Consider the following 15501-nt stretch of genomic DNA (forward strand, 5'->3'; position numbering starts at 1 on the left):
ATATTATTTCGTCAGCGAATCTTTCGTCAACGAAATACTTTTTCTGCGTATGATCAGGCCCGTGGAGGACTCGGTCGATCGGCACCTGGCGCGCTGGCGTGGCAAGGCGCCCTACGAGGAGCGGGTGGAGGGCGTCGTCACGCGCATGCAGCACCTGGTGAAGCACCTGGCGCACACCAAGGAGGCGGCGCTGACGCAGGTCGGCATGCAGGACTTCGAGTTCGAGACACTGCACCGGCTGGTCGCGGCCGGCGGCTCCGCCACGCCGTCGGAGCTGGCGGCGGAGCTGCTGCTGTCACCGGCGGGCATGACGGGCCGCCTCGACACCCTGGAGCGCTCGGGCCTGGTGCGGCGGGTCCGCGGCGAAGGCGACCGCCGCCGGGTGGACGTGGAGCTCACCTCCAAGGGGCACGAGCTGTGGACCGACGCGATGGCCATCCGGGGGGAGGTGGAGTCGGACCTGCTGTCGGCCCTGGACACGGCGGAACAGGAGACGTTGGACGCCCTCCTCAAACGCCTGCTCCACCACGTCGAAACCGACCGCTGAACCGTGCGGCGGCATCGTGTCGCCGGAGGTAGAGCTGCCGATCGTACGAGCCCGGAACGTTGCGGAGGATGGCCGGCGACCTCAAGCTCGACCTACGTGAGGCCCCCATGCCCCAGCAAGCCGAGCTCTCCCGGACCCGGCAAGCCGAGCTCTCCCGCCGCATCGAGGATCGAGGCTGATGCCCGATTCGCACCGGGGTGAACATGACCGGTCACGGCACGAGCTAGCGGCCCGTGCGGCTCGCCACGATGACCTGGACCGCGTGCTCCAGCGCGTACGCCGGGTCGGCGCCGCCGCCCTTGACCTGCTCGTCCGCCTCGGCCACGGCCTGGATGGCCCGCGACAGCCCCTGCGGCCCCCAGCCGTTGACCTGCCGTTTGACACGCTCGATCTTCCAGGGCGGCATGCCCAGGTGGCTTGCCAGCTGGCCGCCCCGGAGGTTACGCGGAGCCCCGGCCACCTTGGCGATCGACCGCAGCCCGCCCGCCAGCGCGCTCACCAGCAGCACGGGCGCGACCCCGGTGCCGAGCGCCCAGCGCAACTGCTCCAGAGCCTCGGCGAGTCGCCCCTCCACCGCCGAGTCCGCGACGTTGAACCCCGTGACCTCGGCCCGCCCCTTGTGATAGCGGGCCACGGCGGCGACGGTGACCGTCTTCTCCTCGGTGTCGAACATGAGCTGGTTGCACGCGGCCGCCAGCTCGCGCAGGTCGTTGCCCACGGCGTCGAGCAGCGCCTGCGCGGCGTCGGACGCGATCGAACGGCCCCCCCGCTTGAACTCGGTCCTGATGAAGTCGAGCCGCTCCCCCGCCTTGGTCGGCTTGACCACCGTGACGACGCTCGCCCGGGCCTTCTTGAGCCCGTCGACGAGCGCCTTGCCCTTCGCCCCACCCGGGTGCGCCAGCACGAGCACGGTGTCGCCCGACGGGTGCGAGGCGTACGCCACGATCTCGGCGGCGACCTCCTTGGGCAGATCCTGCGCGGACCTGATCACCACCACGGAACGGTCACCGAAGAGCGACGGCGAGGTGAGCTGGAGCAGCTCTCCCTTCCCCATCCTGGACCCCACGAGATCATGAACCTCGGCTCCGGGGTCACCGGCCCGCACCGCCGCCACGACGGCGCCGACCGCCCGCTCGGCCAGCAACTCCTCGTCGCCGACGACCAAGGTCACGAGTGCTGGATCGCTTCCCGCCATGTCGAGCAGCATCCCACGCTCCACCGACAACCCGGTACTCGCGGAGTCTCCTGGTGATCACCCGTCGGCTCACTCGTGGAAGCCTTCCTCCAGCGACCGCTGCCCGACGAGTCGTGGGGCCTGCTCCGGCAAGTGGCTCCACTGTCCTCACCCGGGCGTCTGGCACGCGCACCCACCCCCGCACGGCCCAAGGGGACGAGTGCCGCGAAGTCGCGGTATCAGGGAGGTCGATCACCTCCCTGCGAACCGCGGGTCACGATCGCCAGGCGTCCCTCCCGTTCCACCACGGCCAGGTCGCCCGAGCGGTCCGTGCGGTAGACCCGTGCGCCCAGGCGCCGGAGGAGCGAGAGCGTGGGTTGCGCCGGATGACCGTAGTCGTTGCCCTCCCCCACGCTGATCAGCGCGGCACGGGCACTCACCGCGCCGAAGAACGCGGGGTCCTGCCTGGGCGAGCCGTGGTGCGGCACCTTGAGGATGTCGGCCGGTGGCAACATGCCTCCGCGCAGCAGGGCATCCTGGGCTTCGGTCTCGATGTCGCCGCTCAGCAGCGCCGAGCCGGCTCGCCAGCGTACGTGGACCACGACGCTGGAGTTGTTCGCGGCACTGCCCTCTCCTTGGCCGGTGGGCGGGTCGCGGGTGGGTTCGGGAGCCAGGACGGTCAGCTCTGAGGGGCCCAGCCGCCAGTGGGTGCCGGGTGGCGCCGTCCACTGCGGGATGCGTTGCCGGGCGAGGTCCGCCGTCAGGCGGGACGCCTGGTTGTCGAGGGTGCGCTGCGGGCTGACGACGACGGCGCCCACGCGCCTGCCCCGTAGGACGCCGGACAGCCCGTCGATGTGGTCGGCGTGCGGGTGAGTGAGGATGACGAGCGGGACGTCGGTGATGTCCAAGCGTCGCAGGCAGCGGTCCATGGTGACGGGATCGGGACCGGTGTCGACCACGACACCTCGTCCGGGGCCTGCGGCGAGCACCAGGCCGTCGCCCTGGCCTACGTCGCACACCACCATCAGCCACGCCCTGGGCGGCCATGGGGCGACGACCGGCCGTACGACCAGGACCGCGACCAGGACCCCGGCCGCCACCGCCAGCGCCACCGCCCTCCAGGCCCGACGCTTGACCAGGAGCGTCACTGCGACGGCGGCCAGGGCCAGCAGCGCGAGACCCGGGATGCCGCCGGGCCATGGCAGGGTCGCGAGTGGAAGGTTCACGGCCCAGCGGGCCACCATGATGATCCAGCCCACCGCGTAGCCGGCGGGGATGACGATGATCCGGGCCGCTTCCGGCCAGAACGGCGCCACCAGGGCGGCGGCGAACCCGAGCAGTGTCGCGGGCGCCACCGCCGGGCCGGCGAGCAGGTTGGCGGGGATGGCGGCCAGGGAAACCTGACCGGCCATCAGTACGAGGATCGGTGTCACGGCGACCTGCGCGGCGGCGGGCACGGCGACGGCCTCGGCCACCCACCTGGGCAGCCGGCCTCTCCGCGTGGACGGCGCCTCACCTGACGGGCCGGAGGGCGGTCCCCCTGACGGGCCGGAGGACGACCCGCCTGACGGGCCGGAACACGACCCGCCTGACAGGCCGGAGCACCACCCGCCTGACGGGCCGGAGGCGGAATCACGAGTGTGGGCGGGGGGCGGGCGCGTGTCGGATTGAGATGTGCAGGTGTAGAGGGTGGTGACGGTGGGAGACGTGTCGGCTTCGGAGGTGGCCGCTGGTCGGGTGTCGGCGTGGGAGGTGGCCGCTGCTCGGGTGTCGGCGGTGGTTCGGGGGTGGTGGGTCAGGCGGTCGCGCCAGCGCGGGGCGAGGAGGAGGATGCCGGCCGTCGCGCAGACCGAGAGCGCGAAGCCGTACGAGATGGCCAGGTCGGGCGAGAAGAGGATCAGTAGGAGTACGGCTGCCGAGAGGGCGGCCATTCCGTCCTTGGGGCGGCCGGTGCCGAGGGCGATGGCGGCGACCAGGCCCATGAGAAGCGCCCTCAGGACGCTCGGGGACGGTCTGGCGACCACGGCGAAGCCGATCATCGCCACGGCCGCGAGGCCGGCTCGCAGAGCGAGTGGGAGTCCGGCCACGCGGGAGAGGGCGAGCGCCGCGCCCGCCACGATGGACAAGTTGGTGCCGCTCACGGCATTGAGATGGTTGAGGCCGGATTCCTTGAGGTCCGCGCTGACTTGGGGGTCCATGCGGGAGACATCGCCCACCACGAGCCCGGGCAGGAGGCCGCGCTGATCCGGTGGGAGAACATCGGTGGCCGTCCGCAGACCGGCCCTCAGCGTGCCCGCGATCGCTTGGAGGCGGCTCGGGGATGTCAGCACCTGGGGACTTCCGCGGACGAGGAGGACGGCGGCGGTCAGTTCGCCCGGGGTTGGCTCGGCCAGCCGTGCGGCAACCTGAACGCGTTGACTGGGGAGGAGAGGGCGCCATTCGGGCCCGTGGGCGAGGACGAGGACGGGGAGGCTTACGGCTTCGCGGCGGTGAGGCGTCCGGTAGGTGTCGAGAGTGGCGTGGACGACGACCTGTTCTTGGTGGAAACGGCCGAGCTTGATTTTGGGGTCGTCGGCGAGAGTGATCTCGGCGGTGATCGTCGCACCGTGCCTCGCGAGGTCGGCGATGGGGGCGGTGGTGACGGCGTGGACGCGGGTGGCGACCGACGCCGAGGCGGCGGCCGTACAGGCCAGGGCGGCGATGATCACGTTCCGCCAGGGCCGCCAGCGGTGGTGACGGTACGCGAGGACCGCTGTGCCGAAGGCTCCCAGCACCGACAACGCCGACACTGTCAGGCCGGCTGTGGGCGGGCTGCTCAGGAGGGCCAGAGTGACGGCCCAGACGGCCAGGGCAGGGCAGGGCAGGTGAGGATCCACGTATGGCCGCCGATCATTTGGACTCCGGGCGCCGGGGAGTCCGATGCCGCGGAGTCGAGTCCCGTGCCTTCAGGGGTCGCGGGCATGTCAGATGCGGACCTTGCCCTTGATTTCTTCATACTTTTTGGCGCCGATGCCCGGCACTTCCTGGAGTTGCTCCACGTTGGTGAAGCCGCCGTGGGCGGTGCGGAAGTCGGCGATGCGTGCTGCCAGGACTTCGCCGACGCCGGGCAGTTGGTCCAGTTGGTCGGGCGTGGCCGTGTTGAGGTCGAGCACCGTGGTCGCCGGGTCGGTCAGGGGCGAGCCGGGGGCGTTGCCGGGGCCGGCGGCGCCTACGGTGATCTGTTCGCCGTCGGCCAGGCGTCTCGCCAGGTTGACCGATGCGGCGGCCTCGGGTCGGCGCACTCCCCCGGCGGCCTTCACCGCGTCGGCCACGCGTGCGCCCATGGGGAGGGTGTAGATGCCGGGCTTACGGACCTTGCCGGTGATGTGAATGGTGATCTCGGCAGTGGGGGTGGCTGCCGATGGGGCCGCCGGACGGGGTGGATGGGCGGCCGGGGACGCGATGGGGGACGCGACGGGGAGCGGCTCGGGGGTCGGCTCCGAGCGCCAGAGGAAGATGCCGGCGGCCAGTGCTGCCATGACGGCCAGGGTCAGGAGTACGCGTAGGCCTGGGCGGCCTGGGTCCAGGGCGGGTGCCTTGGTGGAGACGGCGGCGCGGAATGCTTGGAAGGAGGGGGGCAAGGTTGGGGCCAGTGGAGTTCGAACCGTCCCTGGGGTGAGGTCCGCCATGGGGCCGGCGTTGCTTTCACGGGCGAGGATGTTCGGTTCACGGGCAGGGACTGCCGCACGGGCTAGCTCCGCGTCACGGGCCAGCTCCGCGTCACGGACCGGGCGCGCTGGACGGGCAGGGGGCGCCGCACGAGCAAAGTCCGAGTCACCGGCAAGGTCCGCGTCATGGGACAGTCCTGCTTCACCGACGAGGTGGGCGTGGGTGTCTCGGTCGTGGAGACCTTGCAAGTGGGTCGGGTAGGCGCTCTGCAGGTAGGTGTCCTGCGGGCGGGCGATACCAGGACGCACGTCGCGAGGGCGGGTGCCATGGGAACGGGTGTCTTCGCGACGGGCGTCGTGAGAGTAGACGTCATGGGAGTGGACGTCCTGAGCATGGGCGTCCTGAGCATGGGCGTCCTGAGCATGGGCGTCACGTGCGCGGGCCTCATGGGCATGGGCGTCACGTGCGCGGGCCTCATGGGCATGGGCGTCACGTGCGCGGCCCTCATGGGCATGGGCGTCTCGTGCGCGGCCCTCAAATGCGGGAGCCTCTCCGGGAGAGGCGTCGCCAAAATCTGGGCCGCCGGTGCTGAGGGGCGGGTAAGGGTGTCTCCCGTGGCCCGCTCCGGGGATGGATGGGGCGGGGTCACGGGGCCTGGGGGAAACGGGATGCGCGTCCCCGGCGGGCCGGGGGGCGGTGACCGGGGGAGACGCTGGGGGCTGGTGGTCGGGGGTGTTCTGCAGGGCGGTGATCGGGCGGGGGGGGCGGCGGGCAGGAGGCGTGAGGGAGCGCAGCCGGGCCTCGGCCACGGTCCGCTCGGTGGTCGGGTCCTGGGAACGCACGTCCCAGAACGTACGGCCCCGCGGGGCGCCGGAAGGGGGGCGAACGGCGTTCTGGGGATGGAGGGGCGGCGCGCGCCGGGGCTGTGGACGACGGGCGTCAGGATGATGGGCGTCAGGCGCCAGGCGTCAGGACGATGAGCGTTCGGGCAAGTCAGGCGTCAGGACGGCGGCCGTCAGAACCACAGGCTTCAGAACGCCAGGCGTCAGGAGGTGTCCCGGCTGACCGTGAGCCCCAGCATCCCCGGCCCCACGTGGACCCCGACGACCGCCCCCACCTCGACCAGCCGTAAGTCCGTCAGCCCCGGCAACCGTTCGGGCAGGCGTTCCGCCAGGGCCCTGGCCCGGTCGCCGGCGGCGAGGTGCTGGACCGCCACCCGCGCCGGTCCCTGGCCGGCCGCCGCGACCGCCAGGTCCTCCAGGCGGGCGATGGCGCGCGTGGCGGTGCGGACCTTCTCCAGCAGCAGCACCCGCCCGTCCACCAGGTGCAGCAGCGGCTTGATGGCCAGCGCCGAGCCGACCAGCGACGCCGCCGTGCCCACGCGCCCACCGCGGCGCAGGGAGTCGAGCGTGTCGGCGTAGAAGAACGTACGGGTACGGGACGCGCACCGCAGCGCCGCCTGGGCCACCTCCTCCAGCCCCGCCCCCCGGGCGGCGGCGTCGGCCGCGGCCATGACCGGGAAGCCGAGGCCCATGGCGATGGAGCCGCTGTCGATCACCTCGACCGGGACGGGCGCCTCCTTGGCGGCGAGCCGGGCCGACTCCACCGTGCCGGACAGGTCACCCGACAGGTGGATCGACACCGCTCCGGTGGCGCCTGCGGCGGCCAGGGAGGCGTAGCACTCCGCGAACCGGGCGGGAGCCGGGCGGGAGGTGGTCGCCGCGTGCAGGTCTCCGGTGAACGCGTCCTCGTCGCACGAGACGCCGCCCGACAGCACCTGTACGGGTACCACCGAGACTCCCGGCAGCGCGGGGAGGTAGGCGGTGGAGTCAGTGACGACCGCGACGGAGGGTGACATATCAGGAGACTAGCCAGTTAGGGCGAATTTCAACCCTGCCCTGGACGGGTTACTGGACGGGAGTGCCGCCGCGCCACACCCGGCGCGGCTTGAGGCCGAAGGACCAGGCGAAGGCGCCCTCGTGGTCGGCGTCCCACTGCACGATGTCGGCCAGCCGGCCCGGCGCGAGCACGCCGCGGTCGGGAGCGCCGAGGACGGTGGCGCCGCCCAGCGTGGCCGCCCGCAGCGCGTCGTTGACGCTCATCCCGAACGCCGAGACCGCCATCGCGATGACCAGCGACATCGAGGTGATGCCGCAGTAGCCGGGGTTGTGGTCGCTGCCGAGCGCGATCTGCACGCCGTGCTTGATCATCTGGCGCACCGGCGGGAGCTTGCCCCGCTGGAGCGCCGTGGCCGGGCAGACCACGGCCGGCACGCCGTACCGGGACATGATCGCGATGTCCTCGTCGGACATGTGGTGGAGTCCGTCGGCGGAGGCGCAGCCGAGCTCGGCGGCGAGCTGAACGGCGCCGCGGCGGCTGAACAGACCGGCGTGGACACGCGGCAGCAGGCCGACGTTGCGGCCCGAGGCGAGGACCCAGCGGGACTCCTCGGTGGTGAAGTGGCCCTCGTCGCAGTAGACGTCGACGCTGTCGGCGCCCGCAGCCGCGGCGTCGGCGCACCAGGCGCCCACGGCCTCGACGTACTCGCGCTGGCGGCCGAAGTACTCGGGCGGCACGACATGACCCGCGAGGAACGTGACGTGCACCCGCGGCATCATCGGCTCCTTCTCCAGCTCGCGCAGGAGCCGCACGTCGGCCAGCTCGCCGTCGCGCGTGAGGTGGTAGCCGGTCTTGGCCTCGACGGTCGTGGTGCCGCTGAGCAGCCAGCCGCGAAGACGCTCGCGCACGCCGTTGCACAGGGTCCACGGGTCGGTGCCGCGGGTCACGGTGACGGTGGAGCCCACGCCGCCGCCCGCGGCGGTGATGGCGGAGGAGGTCGAGCCGCTGGTGCGGATGGCGAGCTCGGCGTAGCGGTTGCCGGCGTAGACGGGATGCGTGTGCGCGTCGATGAGGCCGGGCGTGACCAGGGCGCCGCCGAGGTTCTCGACATGGTCGACGTCGACGATGTCGTCGACGACTCCGGGGACGCTCTGCGGCAGGTCGGGAGCCCGCCCCACCCAGGCGATCCGGTCGTTGTGCACGAGAATGGCCGCGTTGCTGAGGACCTCGTTGCCGGTCCACAGGCGGCCGATGTTGGTCAGCAGCCGAACGGTCACCGCATCACCACCCCGCACGAGCGCGTCACCCAGCGCACGGCTCGGGCCGAGCCCACTGAGTCGGCTCCGGGTAGGGACGACATGGGGGGTCTCCTGCTTCTCATCCGCTTGGCTGGGCGGTGACCGGATCGCCGGACTCATGATCCGGCGATTTCAGTTCAGTTACGTTATTTCACAGGCTGGCTCGCTGTACAGGGTTATTCGGAAGAAAGCCCAATCATCCCAGCGTTCACCCAGCCCCGATCGTTCCCTCGGACCCCCGCAGGCACCATGAATCGCATCAGCCGTCATCTGAAACCCGCGACATTAGTGTGGTAAGGCTCGGCATATCCTAGCAATCCGAGGGTTCCACGGCCACTGCCGCTTTTGGGCAGCTCTGCACGCTATTTCGACAGAGCTGCCCTGCCCGTCAGACTAAGAGACGCGCTCGATGGGCTTGCCCACCCGCTCCAGCTCCTGGTAGAGGCCGGCCAGCACCCGCGCGTGGAGCACGGTGCCGTCCTCGACGTGGTCCAGCGAGAGCACCTCGCCCTCCTTGTGGGCCCGCGAGATCAGGTCTCCCCGCTCGTACGGGACGAGGAGGGTGACCTCGTGGTCGAGCCGGGGCAGCCGGCGCTCGACCAGCTCCATCAGCTCGGGGATCCCGGCGCCGGTGCGCGCGGAGACCACGATGTTGTCGCGCTCGCGCCGGACGATCCGGTCGAGCACGTCGGGGTCGGCGGCGTCGGCCTTGTTGATCACCACGATCTCGGGCACGTCGGAGGCGCCCTCGATGTCGGCGAAGACCTCGCGGACGGCCGCGAGCTGGCCCTCGGGGTCGGGGTGCGAGCCGTCGACCACGTGCAGGATCAGGTCGGCGTCGGCGACCTCCTCCAGCGTGGAGCGGAACGCCTCGACGAGCTGGTGCGGCAGGTGCCGCACGAAGCCGACGGTGTCGGCGATCGTGAACAGCCTGCCTTCCGGCGTGCGCGCCCGGCGCACGGTCGGGTCGAGCGTGGCGAACAGCGCGTCCTCCACCAGCACGCCCGCGCCGGTGATGCGGTTGAGCAGGGAGGACTTGCCGGCGTTGGTGTAGCCGGCGATCGCGACCGCCGGGACCTCGCGCTTGGCGCGCCGCTGGCGCATGGTCTCGCGCGAGGTGGACATGCCGCTGATCTGGCGGCGCAGCTTGGACATCCGCTCGCGGATGCGGCGGCGGTCCAGCTCGATCTTCGTCTCACCGGGGCCGCGGCCGCCGATGCCGACGCCGCCCGCGGCGCGTCCGCCGACCTGGCGCGACAGGTTGCCGCCCCAGCCGCGCAGACGCGGCAGCAGGTACTGCAGCTGGGCCAGCTCGACCTGGGCCTTGCCCTCGCGGCTCTTGGCGTGCTGGGCGAAGATGTCGAGGATCAGCGCGGTGCGGTCGATGACCTTCACCTTGACCGTCTCCTCGAGCTGGCGGAGCTGGCCGGGGGTCAGCTCGCCGTCGCAGATCACGGTGTCGGCGCCGGTCGCCTCGACGACGTCGCGCAGCTCCAGCGCCTTGCCGGAGCCGATGTAGGTGGCGGGGTCGGGCTTCTGGCGGCGCTGGACGAGGCCTTCCAGGACCTCCGATCCGGCCGTCTCGGCCAGGAGCTTGAGCTCCAGCAGGGAGTTGTCGGCGTCCTCCGCCGTGCCTGAGGTCCAGACGCCGACGAGGACGACCCGCTCGAGCCGCAGCTGCCGGTATTCGACCTCGGAGACATCCTGGAGCTCGGTGGAGAGGCCGGCCACGCGGCGCAGCGCCTGGCGCTCCTCTAGGTCCATCTCGCCGGTCTCGAACTCGTCGAGCGCGGAGTATTCGTGCATTCGTGTCATCTCTAATAGGCAACGTCTGGACACCGTGGTGTCTTCCCCGATGGTGGCACGACATCCCCGTCGCGAGCACCTTGTTATCGGGGCAACACGGGTGACCTGCGCTACGAGGGGGACACCGTGATGTCGCCCGACCCGGCCTGCAGCGTGAGCTTGTGCGGCGAGGCGTCGTCGTCCTTGACGGTGATGTTCTCGTCGCCCGAGCCGACCTTGGTGGTCACGGCGTACGAGCCGTCGGGGATGCGCAGCCCGATGTCACCCGAGCCGGCGTCGGCCTGCAGGCTGTCGGGCGCCGTCACGTACTTGAGCTCGATGTTGCCCGAGCCCGCCTCGGCGATGGTGGACTTGACGCCGAGACCGGTGCCGTCCACGTCACCCGAGCCGGTCGAGACCTCCATCGGCCCGGTGAGCGAGCGGAGCGTGATGTCGCCGGAGCCGTTCTTCACGGTGACGGCGAGGCCCTTCGGGACTTCGACCTTGTAGTTGACGTCGCAGTCGCCCCAGCTCTTGAGCCCGTTGTCGCAGGTGTAACTGAGCATCAGCGTGTCGCCCTCGACCTTGTGCTCCGTCTTGGGCCTGTTGTCGCGCCACTGGATGGTCTCGGTGACGCGTACGGCGGCCCCGTCGTACTCGGTGACCGCGACGTCGCCCGCCCCGCTCTTCACCTGGAGGCGGGCCACCTTGTCCGTGACCTGGTAGTCGACGGTGTCCTGATTGGTGGGGCCGGCCAGGCTCTGGAGCCCGCAGCCCGTCAGCAGCGCCACCGAGGCGAGCAGTCCGCCCGCGATCACGATCTTCTTCATGCCTGGATCCTCCCCCGCGGCGGGGCTCGCGGCATCGGGGATGCCCCCTAAGAGGCCCCGGGGGTACCCCCACCTTTGACCCTGGAGCGGGCATGAAGTAGCTTCGCTTCCATAATCCAGAACACGATTTCCGATATATGGAAAAGGAGCGATATGGAGATCAACGGCCCGATCCTCGACCGGTTCGACGAGATCCTCACGCCGGAGGCGCTCGGCTTCGTGGCGGCGCTCCAGAAGGAGTTCGGCCCCCGCCGGCTGGAGCTGCTGGAGGCCCGGCAGGCGAAGCAGGAGGAGCTGTCGGCCGGCGGCACCCTCGACTTCCTGCCCGGAACGAGGACGGTCAGGGAGGAGGAGTGGAGCGTCGCCCCGCCGGCGCCGGGCCTGGAGGACCGCAGGGTCGAGATCACCGGCCCGGTCGACCGCAAGATGACCATCAACGCGCTCAACTCCGGAGCCAAGGTCTGGCTGGCCGACTTCGAGGACGCCAACTCCCCGCTCTGGGCCAACTGCGTCGGCGGCCAGCTCAACCTGCGCGACGCGCTCGACCGGACCATCGACTTCGAGTCCGGCGGCAAGACGTACGCGCTCGGGCCGGACGCCGAGCTGGCCACCATCGTCGTGCGCCCGCGCGGCTGGCACCTGGACGAGAAGCACGCCAAGGTGGACGGCCGGCCCGTCTCGGCGTCGCTGTTCGACTTCGGCCTCTACTTCTTCCACTGCGCGCAGCGGCAGCTCGACAAGGGCAAGGGCCCGTACTTCTACCTGCCCAAGATGGAGTCGCACCTGGAGGCGCGGCTCTGGAACGACGTGTTCGTCCACGCGCAGGAACTGCTCGGCATCCCCCAGGGGACGATCCGGGCGACCGTGCTCATCGAGACGTACCCGGCGGCGTTCGAGATGGAGGAGATCCTGTACGAGCTGCGCGAGCACTCGGCGGGGCTGAACGCGGGCCGCTGGGACTACCTGTTCAGCGTCATCAAGAAGTTCCGCACCCGGGGCCGGGAGTTCCTGCTGCCCGAGCGCAACGCGGTCACGATGACGGCGCCGTTCATGCGCGCGTACACCGAGCTGCTGGTGCGCACCTGCCACAAGCGGGGGGCGCACGCGATCGGCGGCATGGCGGCGTTCATCCCGTCGCGCCGCGACCCCGAGGTCAACGCGGTGGCGCTGGAGAAGGTCCGCGCCGACAAGACGCGCGAGTCGGGCGACGGCTTCGACGGCTCGTGGGTGGCGCACCCGGACCTGGTGCCGGTCTGCCGCGAGGTGTTCGACGGGGTCCTCGGCGAGCGGCCCCACCAGATCGACAGGAAGCGCGAGGACGTCAGCGTCTCGGCCGCCGACCTGCTGTCGGTGGCGAAGACGCCCGGCGACATCACCGAGGCGGGCCTGCGCAACAACGTGGACGTGGCGCTGCGCTACCTGGCCGCCTGGATGGGCGGGCTGGGCGCGGTGGCGATCCACAACCTCATGGAGGACGCGGCCACCGCCGAGATCTCCCGCTCGCAGATCTGGCAGTGGATCCACAACGACATCACGCTCGCCGACACGGGCGCGCAGGTGACCAAGGAGCTGGTCGAGCGCATCATCGGCGAGGAGCTGGAGCGCATCTCCGCCGAGCCCGGCCACGACGAGGAGCTGTACGCTCAGGCCACGGCGCTGTTCAAGGAGGTCGCCCTGGACGACGAGTTCGCCGAGTTCCTCACGCTTCCCGCGTACGCGCGCATGCCGTAGAAGGAGCCGTATGACACCGAGCCCGTCCCCCGCCATCGCTCCCCTGACGGCCGCCCTGCGCTCGGCCCTGCCCGCCGACTCGGTGATCACCGATCCGGTACGGCTGCGCACGTACGAGTGCGACGGCCTGACCTACCACCGGGCCGTCCCGGGCGTGGTCGCGCTGCCGGAGACCGCCGAGCAGGTGGCGCTGGTGGTGCGGCTGTGCAACGAGCACGGTGTGCCGTTCGTGGCCCGGGGCTCCGGCACCGGGCTGTCGGGCGGCGCGCTGCCGCGCGAGGACGGCGTGCTCATCGTCACCTCGAAGATGCGCCGCGTCCTGGAGATCGACCTGCCGAACCGGCGGGCCGTGGTGGAGCCGGGCGTCACGAACCTCGCCATCACCGAGGCCGTGCGCGACCGGGGCTACTACTACGCCCCCGACCCGTCCAGCCAGCAGGTCTGCTCCATCGGCGGCAACGTGGCGGAGAACTCCGGCGGCGCCCACTGCCTGAAGTACGGCTTCACCGTCAACCACGTCGAGGCGTGCGAGATCGTCACCCCCGACGGCGACCTGGTCCGGCTCGACCGCATGGACCCCGGCTACGACCTGCTGGGCGCGTTCGTCGGCTCGGAGGGCACGCTGGGCGTCGCCACCAAGGTCACGGTACGGCTGAGCCGCGCCCCCGAGGCGGTGACCACGGTGCTGGCGGCGTTCCGGAGCATCGAGGAGGGCGGCCGGGCCGTGTCCGCGATCATCGGCGCGGGCATCGTGCCGGCGGCGATCGAGATGATGGACGCGCTGTCCATCGAGGCCGCCGAGGCGGCCGTGGCCTGCTCCTACCCGCGCGGCGCCGGAGCGGTGCTGATCGTGGAGCTCGACGGGCCCGAGGACGAGGTGGCGGCGCAGTTCGCCGCGCTGCGGGAGCTGTGCTCGGGCGCGTTCGAGACGCGCGTGGCGGCCGATCCGGCCGAGCGGGCGGCGATCTGGAAGGGCCGCAGGTCGGCGTTCGCGGCGGTGGGGCGCATCAGCCCCGCCTACATCGTGCAGGACGGCGTGGTGCCGCGCACCTCGCTGCCGCGCGTGCTGGCCGCCATCGACCGGCTGTCGGCGGAGCACCGCATCAGGGTGGCCAACGTCTTCCACGCCGGCGACGGCAACCTGCACCCGCTCGTGCTGTTCGACGACGCCGAGCCGGGCGCGGGCGAGCGGGCCGAGGTGGTGTCCGGGGCGATCCTCGACCTGTGCATCGAGCACGGGGGGTCGATCACCGGCGAGCACGGCGTAGGGGTGGACAAGGCCCGCTACATGCCGAAGATGTTCTCCGGCGACGATCTCGACACCATGCAGCTCGTCCGGTGCGCCTTCGACCCGAGGGGCCTGTCCAACCCGGGCAAGGTGTTCCCGACGCCGCGGCTGTGCGGCGAGGTGCCGGGCGTTCGCAAGGGCGTGCACCCGCTGGTCGAGTCCGGGGAGGCGGAGCACTTCTGATGTCGCGCGAGCTGCTGGAGAAGACCGGCGTGACGGTCAGGGACGCCGTGGCCGGCGACGCGGTGGCCGGGGTGAGGCCGCGCTGGGTGGTGCTGCCGGAGACGGTCGGGGAGGTCTCGGCCGTGCTGCGGGCCTGCGCCGAGCAGGATCTCGCGCTCACGCCGGTGGGCGGCGGCACGAAGCTGCACTGGGGCGCGCCGCCCGAGCGCTGCGACGTGCTGCTCGACCTGTGCTGCCTGAACGAGGTGCTGGAGCACGCGGCGGGCGACCTGGTCGTGCGCGCCCAGGCCGGGGTGACGATGGGCGCCCTGGCCGGCGTGCTCGCGGCCGAGGGGCAGGAGCTGGCGCTGGACGCGCCCCCGGACGCCACCGTGGGCGGCACGCTGGCCACCGCGGCGTACGGGCCGCGCGCCTTCCGGTACGGGACGCCGCGCGACCTGCTCATCGGCGTCACGGTCGTGCTGGCCGACGGCACCGTGGCCCGCTCGGGCGGCAAGGTCGTCAAGAACGTCGCGGGCTACGACCTGGGCAAGCTGTTCACCGGCTCGTACGGCACGCTGGGCGTGATCGCCGAGGCCACGTTCCGGCTGCACCCGCTGCCCCCCGACCGGCGCTGGCTGGTGGTGGACGGGGTGGAGCGCCCGCGCGAGACGGCCGCGCTGCTGGCGGCCTCCCAGGCGGAGCCGGTCGCGGTGGAGCTCGACCGGCCCGGCGGGGCGGCCCCGGTGACGCTGGCCGCGCTGGTGGAGGGCACGGCGGCCGAGCCGCGGGCCAGGGCGCTGCGCGAGGCGGTGGGGGCCGGCGAGGTGACGGAGCGGGCGCCTTCGTGGTGGGGCGCGCCGCCGCCGCATGACGAGGTCCTGCTGGAGGCCCGCTTCGTGCCGGCCGCGCTCGACGGGGTGCTGGAGGCGGCGGGCGAGCACGGGCTGCGGCTGCGCGGCTCGCCGGTGTCCGGCCGCCTGCGTCTGGCCCCGGCGGGAGACGCCACCGGGGAGCGGCTGGCCGCCGCCGTGGCCGCGCTGCGGGAGCGGGCGCACGCCGTCGTCGTGCTCGCCTCGCCGTACGAGGGCGTGGACCGGTGGGGCCCGGTCGCCGCGCTGCCGCTGATGCGGCGGGGCAAGGACCAGTTCGATCCCGGGCGGAGGCTGTCTCCGGGACGGTTCGCGGGAGGGATCTGA

General features: G+C 71.9%; 11 protein-coding genes. 4 read left to right on the plus strand and 7 right to left on the minus strand.

Annotation, left to right across the window (positions count from 1 at the left end; all coding sequences use genetic code 11):
* Positions 1-61: 61 nt before the first annotated feature.
* Entirely contained in the window at positions 62-547 is a 486-nt protein-coding gene (locus tag MTP10_RS16975) for a MarR family transcriptional regulator (RefSeq protein ID WP_310710410.1), read from the plus strand.
* A gap of 223 nt (positions 548-770) precedes the next feature.
* On the opposite strand, the gene holA is transcribed toward MTP10_RS16975, so the two are convergent.
* The 7 genes from holA to MTP10_RS17010 all read right to left on the minus strand — a co-directional run bounded on the left by holA (position 771) and on the right by MTP10_RS17010 (position 11121).
* The gene (gene holA, locus MTP10_RS16980) at positions 771-1754 is read right to left on the minus strand and encodes a DNA polymerase III subunit delta (RefSeq protein WP_310710411.1); all 984 of its coding nucleotides are present in this window, start codon (positions 1752-1754) and stop codon (positions 771-773) included.
* A 206-nt stretch (positions 1755-1960) separates the two neighbouring features.
* The gene (locus MTP10_RS16985; RefSeq protein ID WP_397334472.1) at positions 1961-4495 is read right to left on the minus strand and encodes a ComEC/Rec2 family competence protein; all 2535 of its coding nucleotides are present in this window, start codon (positions 4493-4495) and stop codon (positions 1961-1963) included.
* 189 nt (positions 4496-4684) lie between these two features.
* On the minus strand, positions 4685-5239 hold the full coding sequence (locus MTP10_RS16990) for a ComEA family DNA-binding protein (RefSeq protein ID WP_310710413.1): 555 nt from the start codon (positions 5237-5239) through the stop codon (positions 4685-4687).
* Positions 5240-6414: 1175 nt separating this feature from the next.
* The gene (locus MTP10_RS16995) at positions 6415-7227 is read right to left on the minus strand and encodes a DegV family protein (RefSeq protein WP_310710414.1); all 813 of its coding nucleotides are present in this window, start codon (positions 7225-7227) and stop codon (positions 6415-6417) included.
* Between the two features lie 49 nt (positions 7228-7276).
* The gene (gene hutI / locus MTP10_RS17000) at positions 7277-8485 is read right to left on the minus strand and encodes an imidazolonepropionase (protein ID WP_310710416.1); all 1209 of its coding nucleotides are present in this window, start codon (positions 8483-8485) and stop codon (positions 7277-7279) included.
* Positions 8486-8899: 414 nt separating this feature from the next.
* Positions 8900-10312, minus strand: coding sequence for a GTPase HflX (gene hflX / locus MTP10_RS17005; protein WP_310710417.1), 1413 nt, complete (start codon positions 10310-10312; stop codon positions 8900-8902).
* Positions 10313-10422: 110 nt separating this feature from the next.
* Positions 10423-11121, minus strand: a complete 699-nt coding sequence (locus MTP10_RS17010) for a DUF4097 family beta strand repeat-containing protein (protein ID WP_310710418.1) — start codon at positions 11119-11121, stop codon at positions 10423-10425.
* A 153-nt stretch (positions 11122-11274) separates the two neighbouring features.
* On the opposite strand from MTP10_RS17010, the gene aceB reads away from it, so the two are divergent.
* The 3 genes from aceB to MTP10_RS17025 are packed head-to-tail and all read left to right on the plus strand — an operon-like array spanning position 11275 to position 15501.
* Complete coding sequence (aceB, locus tag MTP10_RS17015; protein ID WP_310710419.1) at positions 11275-12852, plus strand: malate synthase A; 1578 nt, start codon at positions 11275-11277, stop codon at positions 12850-12852.
* A 10-nt stretch (positions 12853-12862) separates the two neighbouring features.
* Positions 12863-14323, plus strand: coding sequence for an FAD-linked oxidase C-terminal domain-containing protein (locus tag MTP10_RS17020; protein WP_310710420.1), 1461 nt, complete (start codon positions 12863-12865; stop codon positions 14321-14323).
* Positions 14323-15501 (plus strand): FAD-binding oxidoreductase, encoded by a 1179-nt coding sequence (locus MTP10_RS17025; protein WP_310710421.1) that lies wholly within the window; start codon positions 14323-14325, stop codon positions 15499-15501. The genes MTP10_RS17020 and MTP10_RS17025 overlap by 1 nt, the downstream gene beginning before the upstream one ends.

Origin of the sequence: Nonomuraea sp. 3-1Str (assembly GCF_031570565.1) — a bacterium.
In the GTDB taxonomy this organism is placed as follows: Bacteria; Actinomycetota; Actinomycetes; order Streptosporangiales; family Streptosporangiaceae; genus Nonomuraea.

What these genes read in the sequence shown, in the direction of transcription:
- holA (WP_310710411.1), bottom strand. Translation starts at nt 1,754, where the DNA reads ATGCTGCTCGACATGGCGGGAAGCGATCCAGCACTCGTGACCTTGGTC.
- MTP10_RS16990 (WP_310710413.1), bottom strand. Translation starts at nt 5,239, where the DNA reads ATGGCAGCACTGGCCGCCGGCATCTTCCTCTGGCGCTCGGAGCCGACC.
- MTP10_RS16995 (WP_310710414.1), bottom strand. Translation starts at nt 7,227, where the DNA reads ATGTCACCCTCCGTCGCGGTCGTCACTGACTCCACCGCCTACCTCCCC.
- hflX (WP_310710417.1), bottom strand. Translation starts at nt 10,312, where the DNA reads ATGCACGAATACTCCGCGCTCGACGAGTTCGAGACCGGCGAGATGGAC.
- MTP10_RS17010 (WP_310710418.1), bottom strand. Translation starts at nt 11,121, where the DNA reads ATGAAGAAGATCGTGATCGCGGGCGGACTGCTCGCCTCGGTGGCGCTG.
- aceB (WP_310710419.1), top strand. Translation starts at nt 11,275, where the DNA reads ATGGAGATCAACGGCCCGATCCTCGACCGGTTCGACGAGATCCTCACG.
- MTP10_RS17020 (WP_310710420.1), top strand. Translation starts at nt 12,863, where the DNA reads ATGACACCGAGCCCGTCCCCCGCCATCGCTCCCCTGACGGCCGCCCTG.
- MTP10_RS17025 (WP_310710421.1), top strand. Translation starts at nt 14,323, where the DNA reads ATGTCGCGCGAGCTGCTGGAGAAGACCGGCGTGACGGTCAGGGACGCC.